Annotated in this window: 18 protein-coding genes; 5 read left to right on the top strand and 13 right to left on the bottom strand. The window is 72.8% G+C overall.

The annotated features are described in order from the left end of the window. The first annotated feature begins 36 nt into the window (after positions 1–36). Positions 37–3,381 carry an AfsR/SARP family transcriptional regulator gene (locus OG299_RS27270; protein ID WP_327362897.1) on the top strand — a complete coding sequence of 1,115 codons (3,345 nt, stop codon included), beginning with the start codon at positions 37–39 and terminating at the stop codon, positions 3,379–3,381. A gap of 59 nt (positions 3,382–3,440) precedes the next feature. Here OG299_RS27270 and OG299_RS27275 read toward each other — a convergent pair whose 3' ends face one another. The 3 genes from OG299_RS27275 to panB form a co-directional block, all read right to left on the bottom strand. Continuing rightward, a complete protein-coding gene (locus OG299_RS27275) occupies positions 3,441–4,301 on the bottom strand; it encodes an ABC transporter permease (RefSeq protein WP_266629771.1) in 861 nt (286 codons plus the stop codon). Further along, a complete protein-coding gene (locus OG299_RS27280) occupies positions 4,298–5,332 on the bottom strand; it encodes an ATP-binding cassette domain-containing protein (protein WP_266629773.1) in 1,035 nt (344 codons plus the stop codon). The genes OG299_RS27275 and OG299_RS27280 overlap by 4 nt, the downstream gene beginning before the upstream one ends. A gap of 111 nt (positions 5,333–5,443) precedes the next feature. After that, on the bottom strand, positions 5,444–6,304 hold the full coding sequence (panB, locus tag OG299_RS27285; RefSeq protein WP_266629775.1) for a 3-methyl-2-oxobutanoate hydroxymethyltransferase: 861 nt from the start codon (positions 6,302–6,304) through the stop codon (positions 5,444–5,446). A gap of 340 nt (positions 6,305–6,644) precedes the next feature. Here panB and OG299_RS27290 point away from each other — a divergent pair, with 340 nt between their 5' ends. Then, entirely contained in the window at positions 6,645–7,673 is a 1,029-nt protein-coding gene (locus tag OG299_RS27290; protein ID WP_327362898.1) for an endonuclease/exonuclease/phosphatase family protein, read from the top strand. Between the two features lie 63 nt (positions 7,674–7,736). Here OG299_RS27290 and OG299_RS27295 read toward each other — a convergent pair whose 3' ends face one another. The 4 genes from OG299_RS27295 to OG299_RS27310 form a co-directional block, all read right to left on the bottom strand. Beyond that, positions 7,737–9,491, bottom strand: a complete 1,755-nt coding sequence (locus OG299_RS27295; RefSeq protein WP_266629779.1) for an NAD+ synthase — start codon at positions 9,489–9,491, stop codon at positions 7,737–7,739. 64 nt (positions 9,492–9,555) lie between these two features. Beyond that, on the bottom strand, positions 9,556–10,839 hold the full coding sequence (locus OG299_RS27300; protein ID WP_327362900.1) for a DUF4190 domain-containing protein: 1,284 nt from the start codon (positions 10,837–10,839) through the stop codon (positions 9,556–9,558). Between the two features lie 125 nt (positions 10,840–10,964). Continuing rightward, positions 10,965–12,584, bottom strand: coding sequence for a multicopper oxidase family protein (locus tag OG299_RS27305; RefSeq protein WP_327362901.1), 1,620 nt, complete (start codon positions 12,582–12,584; stop codon positions 10,965–10,967). Between the two features lie 112 nt (positions 12,585–12,696). Next, positions 12,697–13,149 carry a DUF6153 family protein gene (locus tag OG299_RS27310; protein WP_266629785.1) on the bottom strand — a complete coding sequence of 151 codons (453 nt, stop codon included), beginning with the start codon at positions 13,147–13,149 and terminating at the stop codon, positions 12,697–12,699. Between the two features lie 110 nt (positions 13,150–13,259). Between OG299_RS27310 and OG299_RS27315 the strand changes: the two genes are divergently transcribed. Both OG299_RS27315 and OG299_RS27320 read left to right on the top strand, forming a co-directional pair. Next, the gene (locus OG299_RS27315) at positions 13,260–13,940 is read left to right on the top strand and encodes a DUF998 domain-containing protein (RefSeq protein WP_266629787.1); all 681 of its coding nucleotides are present in this window, start codon (positions 13,260–13,262) and stop codon (positions 13,938–13,940) included. Further along, on the top strand, positions 13,937–14,905 hold the full coding sequence (locus OG299_RS27320; protein WP_327362902.1) for an alpha/beta fold hydrolase: 969 nt from the start codon (positions 13,937–13,939) through the stop codon (positions 14,903–14,905). Before OG299_RS27315 ends, OG299_RS27320 begins: the two co-directional genes overlap by 4 nt. On the opposite strand, the gene OG299_RS27325 is transcribed toward OG299_RS27320, so the two are convergent. The 4 genes from OG299_RS27325 to OG299_RS27340 form a co-directional block, all read right to left on the bottom strand. After that, positions 14,890–15,309 (bottom strand): CBS domain-containing protein, encoded by a 420-nt coding sequence (locus OG299_RS27325; protein WP_266629791.1) that lies wholly within the window; start codon positions 15,307–15,309, stop codon positions 14,890–14,892. The genes OG299_RS27320 and OG299_RS27325 overlap by 16 nt on opposite strands. Positions 15,310–15,431: 122 nt before the next feature. Continuing rightward, a complete protein-coding gene (locus OG299_RS27330; protein ID WP_327362903.1) occupies positions 15,432–16,157 on the bottom strand; it encodes a DUF305 domain-containing protein in 726 nt (241 codons plus the stop codon). Further along, complete coding sequence (locus tag OG299_RS27335; RefSeq protein ID WP_266629795.1) at positions 16,154–16,807, bottom strand: thioredoxin-like domain-containing protein; 654 nt, start codon at positions 16,805–16,807, stop codon at positions 16,154–16,156. Before OG299_RS27335 ends, OG299_RS27330 begins: the two co-directional genes overlap by 4 nt. A 72-nt stretch (positions 16,808–16,879) precedes the next feature. After that, on the bottom strand, positions 16,880–17,317 hold the full coding sequence (locus tag OG299_RS27340; RefSeq protein WP_327362904.1) for a hypothetical protein: 438 nt from the start codon (positions 17,315–17,317) through the stop codon (positions 16,880–16,882). A 173-nt stretch (positions 17,318–17,490) separates the two neighbouring features. Between OG299_RS27340 and OG299_RS27345 the strand changes: the two genes are divergently transcribed. Continuing rightward, a complete protein-coding gene (locus OG299_RS27345) occupies positions 17,491–18,852 on the top strand; it encodes a gamma-glutamylpolyamine synthetase GlnA2 (protein WP_266629799.1) in 1,362 nt (453 codons plus the stop codon). A 75-nt stretch (positions 18,853–18,927) separates the two neighbouring features. Here the strand turns inward: OG299_RS27345 and OG299_RS27350 are convergent, their stop codons facing one another. Continuing rightward, positions 18,928–20,193, bottom strand: coding sequence for a tyrosine-type recombinase/integrase (locus OG299_RS27350; protein WP_327362905.1), 1,266 nt, complete (start codon positions 20,191–20,193; stop codon positions 18,928–18,930). Between the two features lie 71 nt (positions 20,194–20,264). Continuing rightward, entirely contained in the window at positions 20,265–20,501 is a 237-nt protein-coding gene (locus OG299_RS27355; RefSeq protein ID WP_442817537.1) for a helix-turn-helix transcriptional regulator, read from the bottom strand. Positions 20,502–20,651: the final 150 nt, after the last annotated feature.

Below are 20,651 nucleotides of genomic sequence, written 5' to 3' on the forward strand. Positions count from 1 at the left end.
TACGGGGCCGGGGCGCGGGCCGGTGACAATGGGGCGGTGCGCTACGCGATTCTCGGCACTGCCCAGGCCATCCGCGACGACGGGACCCCCGTCGCCGTCGGCGGAGCGCGCCTGCGGGCGCTGCTGACGGCGCTCGCGCTGCGCCCGGGGCGGGCGGTGCCGGTGCACCTGCTCGTGGCCGAGGTGTGGGACGCGGACCGGCCGGCGGATGCGCCGGCCGCGCTGCAGGCGCTGGTGGCCCGGCTGCGAAGGGCGCTGGGACACGGGGCGGTGCGCTCGGCGGACGGCGGGTACCTGCTGGTCGCGGCGCGCGAGGACGTCGACCTGTACCGCTTCGAGCGGCTCGCACGGGCCGGAGCCGCGGCGCAGGACCCGGCCGAGGCGGCCGCCCTGTACGACGAGGCCCTGGCGCTGTGGCGCGGCCCGGCGCTGGCGGATCTCCCGGACCCGGCGGCCGAGTCCGCCCGGTGGGAGGCCGTACGCCTGGACGCGCGCCGGGGCCGGCTCGCGGCGGCCCTGGCCCTGGGCGAGGCCGAGCGCGCCCTCCCGGAGCTGACCGCCCTGTGCGAGCAGCGCCCGCTGGACGAGCCGCTCCAGGTCCTGCGGATCCGCGCGCTGCAGGACGCGGGCCGCCCGGCGGAGGCACTGGCCGCCTACGACACCGTCCGCCGCACCCTCGCCGCCCGCCTGGGCACGGACCCGGGCCCGGCCCTGCGGACCCTGCACACCCAACTCCTGACCCCTGCCCCGGCCGCCGCGGCGCAGCCCCCGGGCCCGGGGCGGAGCACCACCGGGACCGCCCCCGCGGCGGAGCCGGGCCAGGGGCCGGGCGCCGAGCCGGCCGGCGGCCCCGTACCGCCCGGACAGGGGAACTTGCGGGTGCGGCTGACCAGTTTCGTGGGGCGGGAAGGGGACATCCGGGTCATCCGGGAGGACCTGGCGCGGGCTCGGCTCGTCACCCTGCTCGGGCCCGGCGGGGCCGGGAAGACGCGGCTGTCCCAGGAGGCCGCCGAGCGCGCCGCCGTGGCCTGGCCCGACGGCGTGTGGTTGGTGGAGCTGGCCCCCGTGGACGATCCCGAGGACGTCGCCGAGGCGGCGCTCACCGCGCTCGGCGCGCGGGAGACCAAGCTGCGCGGCGCCGCCGCCGAGGAGCTGCGGGCGCTGACCGACCGGGCCGGGGACCAGCCCCTGGACCGGCTCGCGGAGCACTGCGCGCGGCGGCGGATGCTGCTGATCCTGGACAACTGCGAGCACGTCGTCGGCGCCGCCGCCGAGCTGGCCGAGGAACTCCTCGCGCGCTGCCCCAGCGTCCGGATCCTGGCCACCAGCCGCGAACCCCTCGGCGTGCCGGGGGAGTTGCTGCGGCCGGTGGAGCCGCTGCCCGACCCCGTCGCGCTGCGGCTCCTGGGAGACCGCGGGGCCGCCGCCCGGCCCGGGTTCAGCGTCGAGGACGACCCGGCCGCCGCCGCCGAGATCTGCCGCCGCCTCGACGGGCTGCCGCTCGCGATCGAGCTGGCCGCGGCCCGGCTGCGGCTGCTCACCCCGCGCCAGATCGCCGACCGCCTCGACGACCGGTTCCGGCTCCTGACCGGGGGAGCCCGTACCGTCCTGCCCCGCCAGCAGACCCTGCGCGCCGTCGTCGACTGGTCCTGGGAGCTGCTCGACGAGCCCGAGCGCGCCGTCCTGCGCCGCCTGTCCGTCTTCGCCGGCGGCTGCGACGTGGCCGCCGCCGAAGCCGTGTGCGCCGGCCCCGACACCCTCGACACCCTCGACGTCCTCGGCTCCCTCGTCGACAAGTCCCTCGTCGTCGCCGCCCCCGGCCAGGGCGACGGCATGCGCTACCGGCTCCTCGAGACCGTCGCCGAGTACGCCGCCGAGCGGCTGGCCGAGGCCGCCGGGGACCGCGCCGATACCGAGCGCCGCCACCTCACGTACTACCGCGAACTCGCCCGCACCACCGAGCCGTTGCTGCGCGGCCGCCGCCAGCGCGAGGCCACCGGCCGCTTCGCCGCCGAGTACGAGAACCTCCGGACCGCCCTGCGCCGCGCCATCGCCGCCCGCGAGACCGACGAGGTGCTCTGCCTGGTCCACTCCCTCACCTGGTACTGGCAGATGCACGAACTGCGCGCCGAATCCCGGCACTGGTCCGATGCCGCCGGCGCGCTCGGCCCCGACCCCTTCGCCCAGCCCGTCACCCCCGCCGAGCCGGTGTACGCACGACTCGTGGACACGCCCCCGCCGTACACCGGGGAGCTGCTCACCGAGGCCTGGCGCGGCATCCGGCTGATCCAGCTCGCCTCCCGCGACCAGACCAGCATGAGCTGGACCTCGCCGGAGATCCGGGACCGGGTCGAGGGGGTCCTCGCCGCCTACCGGCCCGGCCTGCCGCAGACCTGCCGCTTCCCTGCCGGCCTGTGGATCTACGCCGTGATGATCGCCGGGGAGTCCGGCCTGCTCCGGGAGGTCCTCGACGCCACCGTCGACACCGCCCGCGAGCTGGACCACCGCTGGGAGCTGGCCGGCGCCCTCCAGGTGCGGGCCAACGTACTGGCCAACCGGGCCGCCTGGTCCGGCGACGCGGCCCGCGACGCCGACGAGAGCCACGCCCTCTTCGAGGCGCTGGGCGACGACTGGGGCTGCGCCGAGGCCCTCTCCGCCCGCGCCGAATCCCGCGAGAAGCGGGGCGAGTACGCGGCGGCCGCCGACGATTTCCGCGCCGCGATCGAGCACGCCGAGCGGCTCGGCGCCCCCTCGCAGGTCACGGTCCTGCGCGTGCGGATGGCCGGGACCCTCGTCGAGAGCGGCGCGCTCGCCGAGGCCGAGGAGATCCTCGCCGGGGTCGTCAGCACCCCCCTCGGCTACGGCAACGAGGTCATGCCGATCGCCCGGATGTTCCTCGCGAGCGTCTACGGCCGCACCGACCGCATCCCCGAGGCCCACCACCAGCTCCAAGTGCTGCGCGAGGAGTTCGCGTTCGGCGCGTTCGCCGTCTTCGACGGGTTCCTGCTCGGCACGATGGCCTGGCTGGCGAACCAGGAGGGCAAGTACGCGGACGCCCTCGCCCTGCTGCGGCCGGCCATGGAGGCCGCCGACGACCCCCTCGCCCTGATGGTCGCCCCGCAGATGCCCGCCGTGTACCTGATGACGGCGGCGCTGTCCCACGCCGGCCTCGGCGGCGCGCAGCACGCGTACGACGCGGCGCGGCTGCTCGGCGCGTACCGGGCCCTGCTGCCGCCCCAGCACTTCCCGGTCAGCATGGAGCGCGAGGACGCCGCCCGGGCCGAGGAGCTGACGCGTGCTGTGCTCGGGGACGCCGGGTACGCATCCGCATACGCCGAAGGCGGCGGCCTCACCCTGGAGGAGGCCACCGCCCTCATCTGACCCGGCCCCCCGTGCGGGGCCCGTCCGGGACGCGATCCGGAACGGACCGGTCGTCCGGATCAGGTCTTCTGGCGGAACTTGCGGACTGCGAGCGGCATGGTGACCGCCGTGATGGCCACCGACCAGATCAGGGTCACCGTCACCGGGTGGGCGACCGCACCGCCGTTGATCAGGCCGCGGGCCGCGTCCGCCAGGTTGGACAGCGGGTTGTAGTCCGTGAAGGTCTGCAGCCAGCCGGGCATCGTCGACGGCGGGGCGAAGATCGAGCTGCCGAACTGCAGCGGCATCAGGACCAGCATCGCCATGCCCTGGACGGCCTGCGCGGTCTTCATGGTGAGGCCGAGCAGGATGAAGATCCACATCAGCGAGGCGCCGAAGACCGCCGACAGGCCGATGGACAGCAGCAGGTCGAACACCGAGGTCTTGATCGACAGGCCGAGCATGAAGCCCACGGTGAGCAGGATCGCGATGGCGACCATCATCCGGCCGAGCTCGACGACGATCTTGGCGATCAGGACGGACGACCGGGCGATGGGCATGGACCGGAAGCGGTCCATCACGCCCTTCTTGAAGTCGTCGTTGACGCCGGTGCCGACGCCCATGGCGATGTTCATGCCCATCATGGCCATCAGGCCCGGGACGACGTAGTTGACGTACGCCTCCTGCTGGCCCTTGCCGGAGATCGCGCCGCCGAAGACGAACACGAACAGCAGCGTGAAGATGATCGGCATGAACAGGACGTCGAACATCGACTCGGGGTCCTGCTTGATCTGCAGGGCGTTGCGGCGCACCAGGGCGCCGATGTGCCGCAGGTTGGCGCGCAGGCCGATCCGGCCCTCGCCGGCCGGGGCCGCGGAGGCCTTCGGCGCGGCCGCGGAGGCCCCTGCGGTACTGGGCTTCGTCGTGGTTACGGTGCTCATGCCGCGACCTCCTCGGTCTTCTCGGTGGGAACGGAGTCCTCGACGGAGGTGGGCCGCTGGCCGGTGATGGCCAGGAACACCTCGTCCAGGCTGGGCAGGTACGTGCCGAGGTCGGCGATCGCGTACCCGCGGGCGGCCAGCAGGCCGACCACGGCGGTCAGCTGCTCGTCGCTCAGGATCGGGACCAGCAGCACGCCCTCGTCCGGGACGGCCTGCGAACCGGCCACACCGTCGAGCCCGGCCTCCGCCAGCGCACGGGCCATGCCCGGAAGGTCGGACGCGGCGGCGGGGCGGATCTTCAGGGTCCGGCCGCCGACCCGGGCCTTCAGCTCGTCGACCTTGCCGTTGGCGATGACCTTGCCCCGGTCGATGACCGTCAGCTCGCTCGCGAGCTGCTCGGCCTCCTCCATGTACTGGGTGGTCAGCAGGACGGTGGCCCCCTCGGCGACCATCCGCTGCACCTCGTCCCACACCTCGTTGCGGGTGCGGGGGTCCAGGCCGGTGGTCGGCTCGTCCAGGTACAGCACGGCCGGGCGGCCGATCATGGAGGCGGCCAGGTCGAGCCGGCGCCGCATGCCGCCGGAGTAGTTCATCGCGGCCTTCTTGGCGGCGTCGGTGAGCGAGAACCGCTCCAGCAGCTCGTCGGCGCGCGACCGGGCGTCCTTGCGGGACAGGTCGAGCAGCCGGCCGATCATGTAGAGGTTCTCCCAGCCGGAGAGCTTCTCGTCGACCGAGGCGTACTGGCCGGTCAGGCCTATGGTGCGGCGCAGCTGCCGCGGCTGGCGGACCACGTCGTAGCCCGCGACGGTCGCGGTCCCGGCGTCCGGGACGATCAGGGTGGAGAGGCAGCGTACGAGGGTGGTCTTGCCGGCGCCGTTGGGCCCGAGGACCCCGAGGACGGTGCCCTCGCGGACGTCCAGGTCGACACCGTCCAGGGCTTTGGTCTCGCCGTAGTGCTTGACCAGTCCCCGCACCTCTACGGCGTTCGAGCCGTTCAGGGGATTCTTGTCGTTTCGCGTCATGGGCACCATGGGACCATCCGCCACCGACAACGCACCGACAGCGGACCGACAGGCAGCCGACGGGAAGCCGGCAGCCCGCCGACGACGCGTCGGCGGGCTGTCGGGCGGGCGCCTGTTCGATCAGTGGAAGCTGTGCTCGGCCTGCGGGAACGTTCCGCCGACCACGTCCTCGGCGAAGGCCTTCGCCGCGTCGCCCATGGTCGCGCGGAGGTTCGCGTACTGCTTCACGAACTTCGGCATCTTCCCGCCGGTCAGGCCCATCATGTCGGTCCACACCAGCACCTGCGCGTCGCACTCCGCGCCGGCGCCGATGCCGACCGTCGGGATGTGCAGGGACCGGGTGACCTCGGCGGCCAGCTCGGCCGGAACCAGCTCCAGCACCACCGCGAAGGCGCCCGCGTCCTGCGCCGCCTTGGCATCGCGCAGCAGCTGGTGCGCGGCCTCGTCGCCGCGGCCCTGCACCCGGTAGCCCATGGCGTTCACGGACTGCGGGGTCAGGCCCAGGTGGGACATGACGGGGATGCCGGACTGCACGATCAGCTCGGTCTGGTGCAGCGAGCGCTCGCCGCCCTCCAGCTTCACGGCCCCGACGCCGGCCTCCTTCACGAGGCGGGTGGCACTGCGCAGCGCCTGCACGGCGCCTTCCTGGTACGAGCCGAACGGCATGTCGCCGATGACCAGGGCCCTGCTCGTGCCGCGTACGACGGCCGCCGAGAGCATGGTCATCTGGTCCATCGTCACCGGGACGGTGGAGTCGTAGCCGAGGTGACAGTTGCCCATGGAGTCGCCGACGAGGATGACCGGGATGCCGGCCTCGTCGAAGACGGACGCGGTCATCGCGTCGTAGGCGGTGAGCATGGGCCACTTCTCGCCGCGCTCCTTGGCGAGGGTGAGGTCGCGGACGGTGATCCGCCGGGTGCCCGTGCCTCCGTACAGGGTGGGGGAGGCGGCTTCGCGGGCAGGCGAAACGGCATGCGTCATTGCAACTGCTCCTTGATGTCATCTCGAGGCGCCCTTACGGCGTCCCCGGACTCACCCACCATGGTGGCACTTGCCCGGGCCGTGGCGAAAGTGGCGCGAAGACCTGTACGTCACACTCCTGGCTCACACCAGGACCACTCCTGGCCCCTTCATGGTCCCCTCCGCGGCGATTCGACGCGCGCGAGAGCGAATGTGCGCGTTTCGTGACAAGCGGAACCTCGGCCACACGGCCGTTCGTCCTCCCGGACGTACGGCCGGAACAACGGCACGGAAGGCTGCGTCCATCGCCTAGGGTCAAGGAGCGGGGACGGAGCGCAAGCACGGCAGCGAGGGCAGTGGCATGGCACAGGCGTACATGATGGAGACGGGGAACGGCGGCTCGGAGCCCGAGCCCTCCGGATCCCGCCTCCGGCGCCGACTGGCCGGACTGCGCAGAGACCGGGGCATCTGGCGGCGCGGGCTCGTGACCGCGGCCCTGGCCGCCCTGATCTCGCTGGTCATGATCTTCCACGCCGAGCTGCCGAACGACGTGGGCAACCTCGGCAGCCTCACCGAGACCTTCCTGCCCTGGCTGGGGGTGGCCGTACCGCTCCTGCTCGTCGCCGCCGTCGTCCGCAAGTCCGCCACCGCGCTGATCGCGATACTGCTGACGGCCGTCGTATGGGTGAACCTCTTCGGCAGCCTGGTCCTCGACAAGTCCGGCACCGGCGGCAACCTGATGGTCACCACCCACAACGTCGACGCCGACAACCCCGACCCGCACGGCACCGCGGCCCGGGTCGCGAAGTCCGGGGCCGACGTCCTGGCCCTGACCGAGCTCAAGGGCAGCGTCGTCCCCGTCTACGAGGCGGCCCTGGCGGGCACGTACAAGTACCACTCCGTCGAGGGAACGGTCGGGGTGTGGAGCAAGTACCCGCTGAGCGCCAGCTCGCCCGTCGACATAAAGATGGGCTGGACCCGCGCCATGCGCACCACCGTGGACAGCCCGTACGGCCAGATCGCGGTCTTCGCCGCCCACCTGCCCTCCGTCAGGGTCAAGCTCAACGCCGGCTTCACCGCCAATCAGCGCGACAACAGCGCCGGGGCCCTGGGCGCCGCGCTCGCCGCCGAACCGCTGAAGAAGGTCATCCTGCTCGGCGACCTCAACGGCACCATGAACGACCGCTCCCTGTCCGAGGTCACCTCGCAGATGCGCTCCACCCAGGGCGCGGCGGGTGACGGGTTCGGCTTCAGCTGGCCGGCCCAGTTCCCGATGGCCCGCATCGACCAGATCATGGTCCGCGGGATCAAGCCCGAGGGCTCCTGGGCCCTCCCGCGCACCGGCAGCGACCACCTGCCGATCGCTGCGCGGCTGACGGTGAAGAAGTAGCCCGCACCGGTTTCGGAAGGGGCCCCGCCGCATGGGCGGCGGGGCCCCTTCGCCGGACCTCCCTCACGCCTGTTCGCGCCAGCCGTTCGTGATGGGCAGCCGGCGGTCCTTGCCGAAGCCCTTCGCGGAGATCTTCGTGCCCGGCGGGTACTGGCGGCGCTTGTACTCCGCCGTGTCCACCATCCGCAGCGTCCTGGCGACCAGCTCGCGGTCGAATCCGGCCGAGACGATCGCCTCCAGGCCCTGGTCGCGGTCCACGTACATCGCCAGGATCGCGTCCAGCACCGGGTAGTCCGGCAGCGAGTCCGTGTCCACCTGGCCCGGGCGCAGTTCGGCGCTCGGCGGCTTCACGATGGAGTTCTCCGGGATCGGCGGGGTCTCGCCGCGCTCGGCGGCGGCCCGGTTGCGGTACTGCGCGAGCCGGAACACGTCCGACTTGTAGACGTCCTTGATCGGGCCGTACGCGCCCACCGAGTCGCCGTACAGGGTGGAGTAGCCGACGGCCAGCTCCGACTTGTTGCCCGGGGCCAGCACGATGTGACCCTCCTGGTTGGACACCGCCATCAGCATCGTGCCGCGCAGCCGGGACTGGAGGTTCTCCTCCGCCAGGCCGGTCAGGCCCAGCGAGGCCATGTACGCGTCGAACATCGGCTCGATCGGCACCGTACGGAAGTTCAGGCCGGTCCGGTCGGCCAGATCGGCCGCATCGCCCTTGGAGTGGTCCGAGGAGTACTTCGAGGGCATCGAGATGCCGTACACGTTCTGCGCGCCGATCGCGTCGCAGGCGATGGCGGCGACCAGCGCGGAGTCGATGCCGCCGGAGAGCCCGACCAGGACGGAGCGGAATCCGTTCTTCTTGACGTACGCGCGCAGGCCCACGACCAGCGCGTCGTAGATCTCCTCGTCGTCGTCGAGGCGGTCGGCGTAACCGCCGGTGACCACCGGCTCGTACGGCTCCACCGGCTCCTCGGAGAGGACCACGCGGTCGATCCGCAGGCCGTCGTCGACCACGCCCTCGGGCGCGTCGGCCCGCGCCGCGGGCAGGTCGAGGTCGACGAGGACGCAGCCCTCGGAGAACTGCGGGGCGCGTGCGATGACCTCGCCGCTGCCGTCGACGACGATCGAGTCGCCGTCGAAGACCAGCTCGTCCTGGCCGCCGATCATCGCCAGGTAGGCGAGGGTGCAGCCGGCCTCCTGGGCCCGCTTCTGCACCAGCTCGAGGCGCAGGTCGTCCTTGTTGCGCTCGTACGGGGAGGCGTTGACGGAGATCAGCAGGCCGGCCCCGGCGGAACGGGTGGCCGGGACGCGGCCGCCCTCCTGCCAGAGGTCCTCGCAGATCGCCAGGGCCACGTCCACGCCGCGCACCCGGATCACCGGCTGCGTGTCGCCCGGGACGAAGTACCGGAACTCGTCGAACACGCCGTAGTTGGGGAGGTGGTGCTTGGCGAAGCGGAGGACGACCTCCCCGCCGTACAGCACGGCGGCCGCGTTCTCCGGGGAACCGGCGGGGCGGCCGAGCCGCGGGGCGGCCTTGTCGGAGCGGTCGAGGTAGCCGACGACGACCGGCAGTTCGCCGAAGCCCTCGGCCGCCAGCCGCTCCGCGAGTGCGAGCAGGGCCGTGCGGGAGGCGTCGACGAAGGAGCCGCGCAGGGCGAGGTCCTCGACGGGGTACCCGGTCAGCATCATCTCAGGGAACGCCACCAGGTGGGCGCCCTGCTCGGCGGAGTGCCGGGTCCAGTGGACGACCGAGTCGGCGTTGGCGGCGATGTTGCCGACCTGCGAGTCGATCTGATTCAGAGCGAGGCGAAGTTGAGGCACGGGGCCCAGTCTAATCGTCTTTCTGACGCGATGCCCTGGGCCCCGCACTTCTCGTGTGTTTCCGTCAGCCGATCGAGCCGCTGAACTTCGCGTTCGGCATCATGACTCCGGGCGAGATGTCGGCGCTGATGCGCTCGGTGCCCTCGGGCACCTCGAAGGCCACGACCCCGCTGGCGGACTCGCCCGGCAGGATGTCGCCCTTGATCATTTTCGGGACGTCGCCGTCGAACACGAGCTTGGCGGTCATGCCCTTCTCGTCGCGGACGTTGGGCATCGCGTAGATGACGTTGTGCGCGGCGGACGAGCCGTTGGTGATGGTGAGCGTCATCTCCACCGCGTTGCCGACCTGGGAGTACTTGCTCTTCGTGACGTACTTCTTCGGCGTCGAGAGGGTCACCTTGATGCCGTTCGGGTACGTGTACGTCTCGCCGAACGGCAGTGGGGTCGTCATGCCGGGGACCTGCGTGGGCGAAGGCGTGGGCGAGACCCTCGGGGTCGGCGGCATGTTGCGGCGGAGGTCGGCCGGGGGGTTCCAGTCGTCGTCGAGCCGGTCGTCGGCCCTTTCGATGACGAGGCCGGTGAGGAGGAAGCCGCCGACGGAGGAGCCGAGGCCGAGTACGGCGAGGGCCGTGCCGACGACGGCCATCGTCTTGCGGCCGGCGCCGTCCGAGGCGCGGACGAGGGCGCCGATGCCGATGCCGATGCCGACCACGGCGAGGAGGCCGCCCGCCCAGAAGACGAACGGGATGAGGCCGATGACCACGGCGGCGATGCCGATGACGAGGGCGGCGACGGCCAGGCCGTTGGTGGCGGAGCGGGCGGGCGTGCCCCACGGGTTGCCGGGGCCGGGGCCGGCGTGGGCGCCCCAGTGGTTGGCGGGCGGCCCGGGCGGTACGGGCGCGCCGGGACCGCCGGGCGGCACGGGCGCGCCGAAGGAGGGGGCCGGGGGAGCCGCGTGCAGGGGCGCGGTCGGCGGCGCGAAGGCGCCGGGCGCGGGCGACGCGAAGGCGTCGACGGGCGCGGGGGCCGGCGCGGGCTGCGGCGCGGGCTGCTGCGCGGGCGCCGGGACCGGCTCCGGGGCCGCGGCGGGCTGCGGTTCGGGCACCGGCGTGGGCGCGGGGGCGGGCTCGGGCTGTGCTTCGGATTCCGGCGCGGGCGCGGGTTCCGGCGTCGGCGCGGGTTCCGGGGCCGGTTCCGGCTTCGGCTCCGGGGACTTCTGGAGCGACAGCGGCTGCGCCGGCTCGGCCGCGGGCGCGGAGGGTGCGGAGGCCGGCTCCGGTATGGGCGTGCCCGCGGGCTCCGTCGGCGGACCGGACGGGCTGCTGGGCGGGTTCGGGGGCGTGCTCATACCTGGCGGAAGTCCTCACGGGGGGTGGTGTGCGCAGTGATCACCAAGACTGCCATGTGCCCCGCATCGCTCCAAAGGGGTTTGGCCCCCGGCCCGCAGGCCGGGGGCCGAACCCCGTGCAGGGGCTACCGCCGGTACCCGAGCACCGTCATCATCCCGGCCTCCGCGTGGTACACGTTGTGGCAATGCGCCATCCACAGACCGGGGTTGTCGGCGTCGAAGTCCACCGTCAGCGTCCCGTTCGGCAGGATCAGCGCGGTGTCCTTGCGCGCGCCGCCCCGGCGGCCGCCGAGCGCGAAGGTGTGCCCGTGCAGGTGCAACGGGTGCCACATCGTTGTCGAGTTGTTGAACTCCAGCCGGACCCGCTCGCCCGCCTTCACCGGGTGCCGCTGGTCGGCCGTGTACGGCTTGCCGTCGAAGGCCCAGTCGTACTTCTCCATTCCCCCGGTCAGCTTGATCCCGATCGTGCGGTCCGGCTCGCGGGCCGCGAGTACGGCGGGCTCCGCGGCGCGCAGCCGGTCCGCCGTCAGCGGCTTCCCGGCCAGCTCGGCGGGCCGGGTCGCGGCGGTGGGCGGCGCCCCCGCCCCCGTGCGCAGCAGGGCGAGCGCGGATGCCGACCCGCCCTTGCCCTCCTTGCCCTCGGCGAGCGCGGTCAGCGGGAACACCCCGTCCTGCGCCGTGACCAGTACGTCGTAGCGCTCGCCCATGCCGAGCAGCAGCGAGCCGGTCTTCGCGTGCTCCACCGGGTAGCCGTCGGTGTGGGTGACCGTCAGTTCGTGGCCGCCGAGGGCGATCCGGAAGGCGGTGTCCCCGCCCGCGTTGACGATCCGCAGCCGGATCCGGTCGCCGGGCTTGGCCGTGAAGACCGACGGGTCCTGCGCCGTACGGCCGTTGACCAGGTAGTGCGGGTACGCGACATCGCCCGGGTCCTTGCCGAGGATGTCGCTCTCCCCGCCCATGAGCAGGCGCGAGGGCCCGCCGCCGGCCGGGGTCTGCGAGGCCGCGCCGCCGTGGCCCGCGTGCCCGCCTCCCGACCGCATGTCCATACCCTTGCGGAGTTCGGCCAGGACCGCGTCCGGGGTGGAGCCGTCGACTCCGTCGACCCAGTCGTCCAGGACCACCACCCACTCCTTGTCGTACGAGAGGGGCTCCCTCGGGTCCTCGACGATGAGCGGGGCGTACAGGCCGCGGTCCTGCTGGACGCCCGAGTGCGGGTGGAACCAGTACGTCCCCGGGTTCGGGACGGCGAACCCGTACGTGAAGGATCCGCCCGGCGCGATGTCCCGCTGGGTCAGGCCCGGGACCCCGTCCATGTCGTTGCGCAGGGCGAGGCCGTGCCAGTGCAGGGAGGTGGCCTGCGGGAGGTTGTTGGCCAGGGTCAGGGCGAGGGTGCCGCCCGCGGTGACCCGGACCTCCTGGCCGGGCAGCCGGTCTCCGTACGCCCAGGAGCGGACGGTGAGCCCGCCGCCCAGGTCGAGCGGGGTGGCGGTGGCGGTCAGCTTGACCTCCGAGACCGGTCCGGTGGCCTTGCGGGCCGCCTCGGCGGCCCGGACCTCGGGCCCGGCGGGGTCGACGTAGCCGCCCGGCGAGGCGGCGGGGGAGGAACCGCCGTGGTTCATGGAGCCGTGGTCCGGGCCGGAGCCCTCGGAGCAGGCGGCGAGCAGCGCCGAACCGGCGAGGGCGGCGGAGGCGCCGAGAACGGCGCGGCGGGTGGGACGGCCGGGACGGTTGGGAAGAGAGCGCATGGAAGCACCTCGTGGTGTGGTCGTACGAGCAGATGGGCGCCGTCTGCTGCCGCCGCTCGGGCCCGGCGCGCGAGGCGCGTCCGGGCGTGCGGGGGCGGCAGCGGGCCCGTCGCTATACGCGCAGTACCGCCAGCTTCGTGAGGAGTTCGCGGGGCGAGGGCGGATCCGGCCCGCCGGACCGGCCCGGCCGACGGGCCGCGCCCCCGAGCGGCGCGGCGTCGCGGAAGCCGGCCGGTCCGGCGCCCAGGATCAGCAGGGTGAGGCCGCCGAGCACGGCCAGGCACACCGACATGGGGTCCATGCCGGTGCCGGGCGGCGGGGCCTCGGCGGCGGGCCCCCGGTCGTGGGAAGCGTGCGCCGGGGCGGTGGCCGTGCCCGGCGTGTGGTCGGCGGCACGCCCGGCCGAGGCAACGGCGGCGGCCGGAGCCGCGTCCTGCATGGTGTGGGACCGACTCGGATGGCCCAGGGTGTGCATGGTGACGATGCCCAGGAGCAGCGCAGCGAGCAGCAGCAGCCGGGGCCACCGGGCCGCTCGCCGGTCGGTGCGCAGGGCAGGGCGCGTCATGGGCGGAACCCTACCCCGGGTGGGTATCTGATCGTAGGACCGGGTCCGTCGTGTTGAGGATGATGCGCAATATGTCCACAAAAGGCGAAAAGGGGCTGAAAGGGCTCTTCGTGCATCGTGCGTGGCCGGTCGCCCTCCTCATCGGGCTGGGAGCCGCCGCGTACACCGCGTGGGTCCTCGAAGTCGTCCTCTCGACCGGCCTGAACCCCATCGAGACGTACGTCAGCGAGCTCGCCGCCCAGGACCAGCCGCTCGGCGGCCTGTTCCGGGCCACCGACTTCACCGCCGGCCTGCTCGCCTTCGCGGGCGGCCTGCTGGCCCTGGCCGGTCTGCTGCGCCGCGACGGATCCCGCCGCCCCTGGTCGGTCGTGGGCTGGGCCGGCGTCACCCTCTTCGGCGCGGCCACCGCCGCCGACGCCTGGCTCCCGCTGAGCTGCACACCCACCGTGGACCCCGTGTGCGCCGCCCGGGAGACCGCCGGCCTGGTTCCGGCCACCCATCAGGCGCACGCCGTCAGCAGCAGCCTCGCCATGACGGGCGCCCTCGTCGGGATCGTCGCCCTCACCGTCGCCGCCCGCCGCTACGGGCGGCTCGCCCCGCTCGCCCGCCTCGGGCCCGTCCTGGTCGGGCTGGAGCTGCTCGCCACCGCCTGGACCCTGTCCGCCATCGCGCTGTTCACCGCCGGGCGCGGGACCTGGGCGCTCGGTGCCGGGCAGCGGCTGCAGGTGCTGTTCGTGGCGCTCTGGCTGGGCCTGCTCGCGTACTCGGTCCACAAGGAGCGCCGCACATGACACCGCACACGACACCGCGCACGACGCCCCCCACCACCACCACCACCGCACACGGCACCGGCACCGCCCGGACCGGCCGCTTCGTCCGGGTGGACGGCGTCCCGCTGCACGTCCTCGTGGAGGGGAGCGGGCCGCCCGTGGTGCTGAGCGCCGGGCTCGCCATGGCCTGGTTCGACTGGGACCCCGTCGCCGCGCTGCTTGTCGCGCAGGGCCGCACCGTCGTCCGCTTCGACCGCCCCGGGCACGGGCTGAGCGCCCCCGCCACCGTCCCGGCGACCGCCGCCGGGGAGGCCCGCCGCATCGCCCGGCTGCTCGACGGGCTCGGCCTGCCCGGCCCGGTCACCGTCGCCGGGCACTCGATCGCCGGGTTCCACGCCGAGGCCTTCGCCCGCCTGTACCCCGAGCGCACCGCCGCCCTGGTCCTGGTCGACACCAGCATCGAGGAGGACCCCCGTACGGTCTGGCCCGCCGGGCTGCGCACCGGCGCCGCCCGCGTGCTCGGCCGGGCCCTGACCGCCGCCGGACTGCCCGCCGCGCTGGGTCCGCTCGCCCGCCGCGCCGCCGTACGGGCCTCCCGCACCGGCGGCCGCGACCAGGCTCCGCGGGACCTCGTACGCCGCTGCTACCGCACCGGCCGGGTCTGGCGCGGCGCCCTGCTGGAGAACTCCCGCTACCAGGAGACCGCCGCCGAGGTCCTCGCACTGCGGACCGGGCGGCCGCCGGCCGTGCCCGTCACCGTGGTCACGGGGTACGACGGCTCGGCCGGGCGGGGGGCCCTGCGCTGGTGTGCGCGCCAGGCGGAGCTGGCCGACCGGCTCGGCGCCCGCTTCGAGGTCGCCGAACCGGCGGGACACCTGGTCATGCTGGACCGCCCGGGCCGGGTGGCACGGGCGGTCCTGGACGCTGCAGCAAGGGAGCCGGGCGGCCCGGGCCGGGCGGATCGGCCGGGTCAGCGCCTCGCGTAGACCTTCTCCACGAAGCCCGCCAGCTGGTGTTCGTCGAGGTGCTGGGCCAGGTCGGCCTCGCTGATCATGCCGACCAGCTTCTTGTCCTTGATGACCGGGAGCCGCTTGATCCGGTGGCTCTCCATCTCGTCCAGCACGTCGGTCACGTCCGCGCCCGCGTCGATCCAGCGCGGGGTGCCCCGGGCCATGTCGCCGCAGGTCATCTCGGACGGGTTCAGACCCTGCGCCACACAGTTCACGACGATGTCGCGGTCGGTGATGATGCCGCAGAGCCGCTCGGAGGAGTCGCTGATGGGCAGCGCGCCCACATTGAGCCGGCTCATCAGCTGAGCGGCCTTGTCCAGAGTCGCGGTGGCGGGGATCCACTGGGCCCCGGAGTGCATGATGTCTGCCGCGGTGGTCATGGGTTACCTCCCTGAATGCCGATGCGGCCGGGCGCGGACGCGCCCGCCTCGGCACCCTCCGGAGGCCGGTGGGGGGAGGGCCTGATGAGGGCGCCCTCCCACCACCGTACGGGCGTGGCCCGTCACCCGCGCGGCGCAGCTCCGCGCTGTTTCAGCATGTCCGCCATGAGGGTGAGCTCCGACTGCTGCGCCTCGACCATGCCCCGGGCCAGATCCCGCTCGGCGGGGGTCTTGCACTGCGTCGCGCAGCCCTGGGCCATCGCGACCCCGCCCTTGTGGTGGTCGGTCATCAGCTGGAGGTAGAGCACCTCCGCGTCCCGGCCCTCGGCGGCGCCGAGCTGCGCGAGCTCCTCCTTGGTGGCCATGCCGGCCATGAGCGCGCCGGGCTTGGCGGCGCCGCCGCCCATGTCGTGGCCGGCCATGTCATTGCCGCCCATGTCGTGCCCGGCCATGTCGTGCCCGGTGTGGCCGCCGTGCTGGTCGGCGGTTCCCATCCAGGACATCGGCGGCTCGTCGGCCACCACCTTCGGCAGCCCCCACAGGTCCAGCCAGCCCAGCAGCATGCCCCGCTGGTTGGCCTGCGTGTTGGCGATGTCGTACGCGAGCCCGCGCACCGGCTCGTCCTTGGTGCGGTCCCGCACGAGGAACGACATCTCCACCGCCTGCTGGTGGTGCACGGCCATGTCCCGCGCGAAGCCCGCGTCCGGCGAGTAGAGGCCCGGCGCGCGGGCCGACGTACCGCCGCCGTCGCTGTCGCTCGCGGCAGTGACCGTGGCCGCCGCAGCGAACAGCAGCGCGAGCAGGACGGCGGTCCCGGCCGCCCAGTACGTACGGGTCGTACGGGTCACTTCTCGGCCAGCCCGCTGGTGCAGGCCGCGCCCGGCTCGGGGGTCTGCGGGCCCTGCACGTACTTGGTGAAGAACTGCGCGACGCGGGGGTCGTCCGCCTTGTCCACCGTCAGCTGCTTGCCCCAGGCGCTCAGCACGATCGTGCCGGCCTGCTCCTTGACCGGGCTCATCAGCGTGTACGGGGTCTTGGCCACGGTCCCGGCGAGCGCGTCGAGGTCGCCCTTGGCGGCCTTCTCGTTGTACGTCACCCAGACCGCGCCGTGCTCCAGCGAGTGGACGGCGTTGACCTCGGGGACCGGGTTCTTGTAGACGTCGCCGTTGCAGTTCATCCAGCGCGGGCTGTGGTCGCCGCCGACCGGCGGGTTCATCGGGTACTTCACCGGGGTGTCGACGTGGTTGCGGCCCAGCGTCTTCGCGTCCCAGGTCTGCTCGCCCTTCACCGGGGCCTTGCGGGCCGCCGCCTCGGCGTCCTTCTTGTCCTGCTTGTCGATCAGCACCCACGCGCCGAAGCCGATGAGCCCGGCGGCGACGGCCACCGAGACCGTGATCGCGATGGCCGCGTTGCGCCGGTCGCGGGCCCGCTCGGCGCGCCGCATCTCGGCTATGCGGGCCTGGGGGGAGTTGCTGTCGTACGGGGTCCTGCTGGCCATGTGCCCTGAATCCTTCTGCTGAGGGGGGTGGAGGGATGGATCCGGTGGAGCGCGGTACGGCGCCCGGACCCTTCAGGTCCGCAGCACTTGGAGGGCATGGAGGTCGGGGGCCCGGGCGAGCGTCCCGTGCGGCCGCCCCGGCCCGCCGCCGGCGGCGCGCCCGACGGGATCCGGGGTGGAGCCCGGCACGGTCACGGCGGGCGGCGGGGCGGGCAGTACGCCGGGGGTCACGTGCGAGAAGGGGGAGCAGCCGGGCGGCACGTCGGGGGACACGCAGACGGCGCGCGTCCCGTGCCCGCCGGCGGGCCCCCGTACGGCGGACACGCCGGTCGGGGCGGTTACGCCGGTCGGGGCGGTCGCGCCGGACACGGCGGTGACGGCGTGCGGCTCACCCGGTCGTACGCACAGGAACAGCGCTCCGAGCAGCACGCAGAGGGCGACCGTGATGACGGCACGCCGAGGCGTCCGACGCCCTGCGCGCCCGCGCCGCATGTGCTCCCAGCCCCCCATGGGCGCAGATGGTAATGCTCATGGCGGGCCCGAGGTCAGTGCGGGGGTGTCACGAGGTTTCAGAGGTGCGTAATGTGGCGGAAACCGCGGCTGGCGATACTGGGCCTGCCCGACTGTGCCCCCGCCCTCGGGGGAGGTGGTGCACAGGCCGTCTGAACTGCGAGGATGAAGGCATGGACAAGCAGCAGGAATTCGTCCTCCGGACGCTCGAGGAGCGCGACATCCGGTTCGTGCGCCTGTGGTTCACCGACGTACTGGGCTTCCTCAAGTCCGTCGCGGTCGCCCCCGCCGAGCTGGAGCAGGCCTTCGACGAGGGCATCGGCTTCGACGGATCGGCCATCGAGGGCTTCGCGCGGGTCTACGAATCCGACATGATCGCCAAGCCGGACCCCAGCACGTTCCAGATACTGCCGTGGCGCGCCGAGGCCCCCGGGACCGCCCGGATGTTCTGCGACATCCTGATGCCGGACGGGTCGCCGTCCTTCGCGGACCCGCGGTACGTCCTCAAGCGCATCCTGAACAAGACCTCCGACCTGGGCTTCACCTTCTACACCCACCCCGAGATCGAGTTCTTCCTGCTGAAGGACAAGCCGCTGGACGGGACCCGCCCGGTACCGGCGGACAACTCCGGCTATTTCGACCATACTCCGCAGAACGTCGGCATGGACTTCCGCCGCCAGGCGATCACCATGCTCGAATCCATGGGCATCTCGGTCGAGTTCAGCCACCACGAGGGCGCCCCGGGCCAGCAGGAGATCGACCTCCGCTACGCGGACGCGCTCTCCACGGCGGACAACATCATGACCTTCCGCCTCGTCATGAAGCAGGTCGCGCTCGAGCAGGGCGTCCAGGCCACCTTCATGCCGAAGCCGTTCTCCGAGTACCCCGGCTCGGGCATGCACACCCACCTCTCCCTCTTCGAGGGGGACCGCAACGCCTTCTACGAGTCGGGCGCCGAGTACCAGCTCTCCAAGGTGGGCCGCTCCTTCATCGCGGGCCTCCTGAAGCACGCGGCGGAGACGGCCGCGGTCACCAACCAGTGGGTCAACTCGTACAAGCGCATCTGGGGCGGCTCCTCCCGCACCGCCGGCTCCGGCGGCGAGGCCCCCTCGTACATCTGCTGGGGCCACAACAACCGCTCGGCCCTGATCCGCGTCCCGATGTACAAGCCGGGCAAGACGGGCTCCTCCCGGGTCGAGGTCCGCTCGATCGACTCGGGCGCCAACCCGTACCTGACGTACGCCGTGCTCCTCGCGGCGGGCCTCAAGGGCATCGAGGAGGGCTACGAACTCCCGGCGGGCGCCGACGACGACGTCTGGGCCCTCTCCGACGCGGAACGCCGCGCGATGGGCATCGAACCCCTCCCGCAGAACCTCGGCGAGGCCATCGCCCTGATGGAACGCAGCGAACTGGTCGCCGAAACCCTCGGCGAGCACGTCTTCGACTTCTTCCTGCGCAACAAGAAGCAGGAGTGGGAGGAGTACCGCTCGGAGGTAACGGCCTTCGAACTCCGCAAGAACCTCCCCGTGCTGTAAGGGCAGGTCAGCGGCGATAGCCCAGTCACACGGCACCCCGGGCCGGCGGCACTCAGCCGCCGGCCCGGACCCGTTTCACCCCTCCTGGGCCGTCTGTGGGCCGTCAGCCGCTGGCCCGGCGGCCTTGTAGAGGTCGTCCATGGCCTTCAGCGTGCGCTCGTGGCTGCTCGGCATCAGGTGCGTGTAGACCCGGAGTGTGAACCCGGGGTCGCCGTGGCCGAGGTACGTGCTCAGCGCCTTGATGTTCTCCCCGGAGTCCAGCAGGACGGACGCGTAGAAGTGCCGCAGCGCGTGCATCCCGTGCTCGCGCGCGGCCTGATGGCGCTCACCCGGCCGCGGCTGCGGAATGACGCCGGCCTGCACGAGGGCGAACTTCCACACGCGGGTGTTGAAGTCGGTGCGCCGCACCGCGCCCCCGCCCGGGAGGGAGAACAGCAGCCGCTTGGTGACGAGCGGCCCGTCCGGCTTCAGCCAGGGAAGCGTCACGTCCACCGGCGGGAACTCCTCGCGGTGCTCTCGCAGCACCTGCCCGATGCGGCGGGGGAGCGGCACATCCCGTTCCTTTTCCCGCTTGGGCGGACCGAAGACGAGGTGCCCGTTCGCCACCTTCACCTGATTGGCCACCCGAAGCCAATCACCACGGAAGTCGTCCGGGTCGTCCGGCAGCCCGAAGATCTCACCCTGCCGGAGCCCCAGCCCCCCGCCGGCATCGGCCATCGACCGGTACCGCTTCGGTAGCGCCGCCCGGACGGCGAAGAGCCGCTCGGGCGTCCACGGCCTGACCCGCGGAGCGACCGGAGCGGGCGCCCGGACCGTACGGGCCTTGCACGGGTTCTTCGCCAGCAACTCGTCGTCGACCGCGGCGGCGAGTACGGCAGACACGCTCGCGAAGATGACGCGCCGGTATGAGGAGACCGGCAGGGCGTGCTCCAGCTCGCTGAGCCAGTCACGGATGTGCTCCGGCCGGAACGAGTCGAGTGGCCGCGTGCCGAGGTACGGGAACGCGTGCTTGCGGATCTGCACCTCGACAGACGACCGCGTGGTCACGTCCGTCGTCAGCGACGCGAGCCACTTCTCTCCGTACTCCCGGAACGTGATTCGGCCGGCGGCGGGGTCGATGTACTGCCCCCGGGACATGTCCGCCTCGATGTGCGCCAGCCACTTATCGGCGAGGCGCTTCTGCTTGTCGGGGAAGCTCTTGGATTTCTCTGTGCCGTCCGGGCCGATGTACCGGGCGCGGTAGCGCATGCCGCTGCCGTAGCGGTCGCTCTTGACCCGGTGGGGCTTGCCGTCGGGGGCGTTTTCCGTCTTGTACCAGCGGTCTTGGATGTGTCCTGCCAACTCGGGGGCCTTCCTGGGAAACAGCGAGGGCGGGCCCGGGTGGGCCCGCCCTCTGCGGTGACGGTCGTGGTTCAGGCAGCTCGGCTGTGTTCGGCGGCGATCTGCTGGGCGTACCAGTCCTGTACGGCCTGGGGGTGGTAGCGGACGTGCTTGCCGACGCGGATCCCGATCGGCCCGGTGCGCTTCTTGCGCCACTGGTAGAGGGTCTCCAGCGGGACGTCGAGGACGTACGCGACCTCTGTGGGCCTGAGTAGGCGGTCGGGGAGCGAGGGCAGGAGCGGGACCATGAACTTGGGCTGTGCGGGCACTGGCGCCTCCGGCGGCGTGAGGGGTGCTCTCGTCTGGACTGGGGGTGCGGAGCCCCGGATCCCGTGACAGAACTGACAGAACCTCGCTGACAGGGCACTGACCTGCGGTTTCGTCGTGCTCGCGATCTCTGACAGAACTGAATTAAAACT

It is taken from the genome of Streptomyces sp. NBC_01296, assembly GCF_035984415.1.
Taxonomy (GTDB): Bacteria; Actinomycetota; Actinomycetes; order Streptomycetales; family Streptomycetaceae; genus Streptomyces.

What these genes read in the sequence shown, in the direction of transcription:
- OG299_RS27275 (WP_266629771.1), bottom strand. Translation starts at nt 4,301, where the DNA reads ATGAGCACCGTAACCACGACGAAGCCCAGTACCGCAGGGGCCTCCGCG.
- OG299_RS27280 (WP_266629773.1), bottom strand. Translation starts at nt 5,332, where the DNA reads ATGGTGCCCATGACGCGAAACGACAAGAATCCCCTGAACGGCTCGAAC.
- panB (WP_266629775.1), bottom strand. Translation starts at nt 6,304, where the DNA reads ATGACGCATGCCGTTTCGCCTGCCCGCGAAGCCGCCTCCCCCACCCTG.
- OG299_RS27290 (WP_327362898.1), top strand. Translation starts at nt 6,645, where the DNA reads ATGGCACAGGCGTACATGATGGAGACGGGGAACGGCGGCTCGGAGCCC.
- OG299_RS27300 (WP_327362900.1), bottom strand. Translation starts at nt 10,839, where the DNA reads ATGAGCACGCCCCCGAACCCGCCCAGCAGCCCGTCCGGTCCGCCGACG.
- OG299_RS27305 (WP_327362901.1), bottom strand. Translation starts at nt 12,584, where the DNA reads ATGCGCTCTCTTCCCAACCGTCCCGGCCGTCCCACCCGCCGCGCCGTT.
- OG299_RS27310 (WP_266629785.1), bottom strand. Translation starts at nt 13,149, where the DNA reads ATGACGCGCCCTGCCCTGCGCACCGACCGGCGAGCGGCCCGGTGGCCC.
- OG299_RS27320 (WP_327362902.1), top strand. Translation starts at nt 13,937, where the DNA reads ATGACACCGCACACGACACCGCGCACGACGCCCCCCACCACCACCACC.
- OG299_RS27325 (WP_266629791.1), bottom strand. Translation starts at nt 15,309, where the DNA reads ATGACCACCGCGGCAGACATCATGCACTCCGGGGCCCAGTGGATCCCC.
- OG299_RS27335 (WP_266629795.1), bottom strand. Translation starts at nt 16,807, where the DNA reads ATGGCCAGCAGGACCCCGTACGACAGCAACTCCCCCCAGGCCCGCATA.
- OG299_RS27340 (WP_327362904.1), bottom strand. Translation starts at nt 17,317, where the DNA reads ATGGGGGGCTGGGAGCACATGCGGCGCGGGCGCGCAGGGCGTCGGACG.
- OG299_RS27345 (WP_266629799.1), top strand. Translation starts at nt 17,491, where the DNA reads ATGGACAAGCAGCAGGAATTCGTCCTCCGGACGCTCGAGGAGCGCGAC.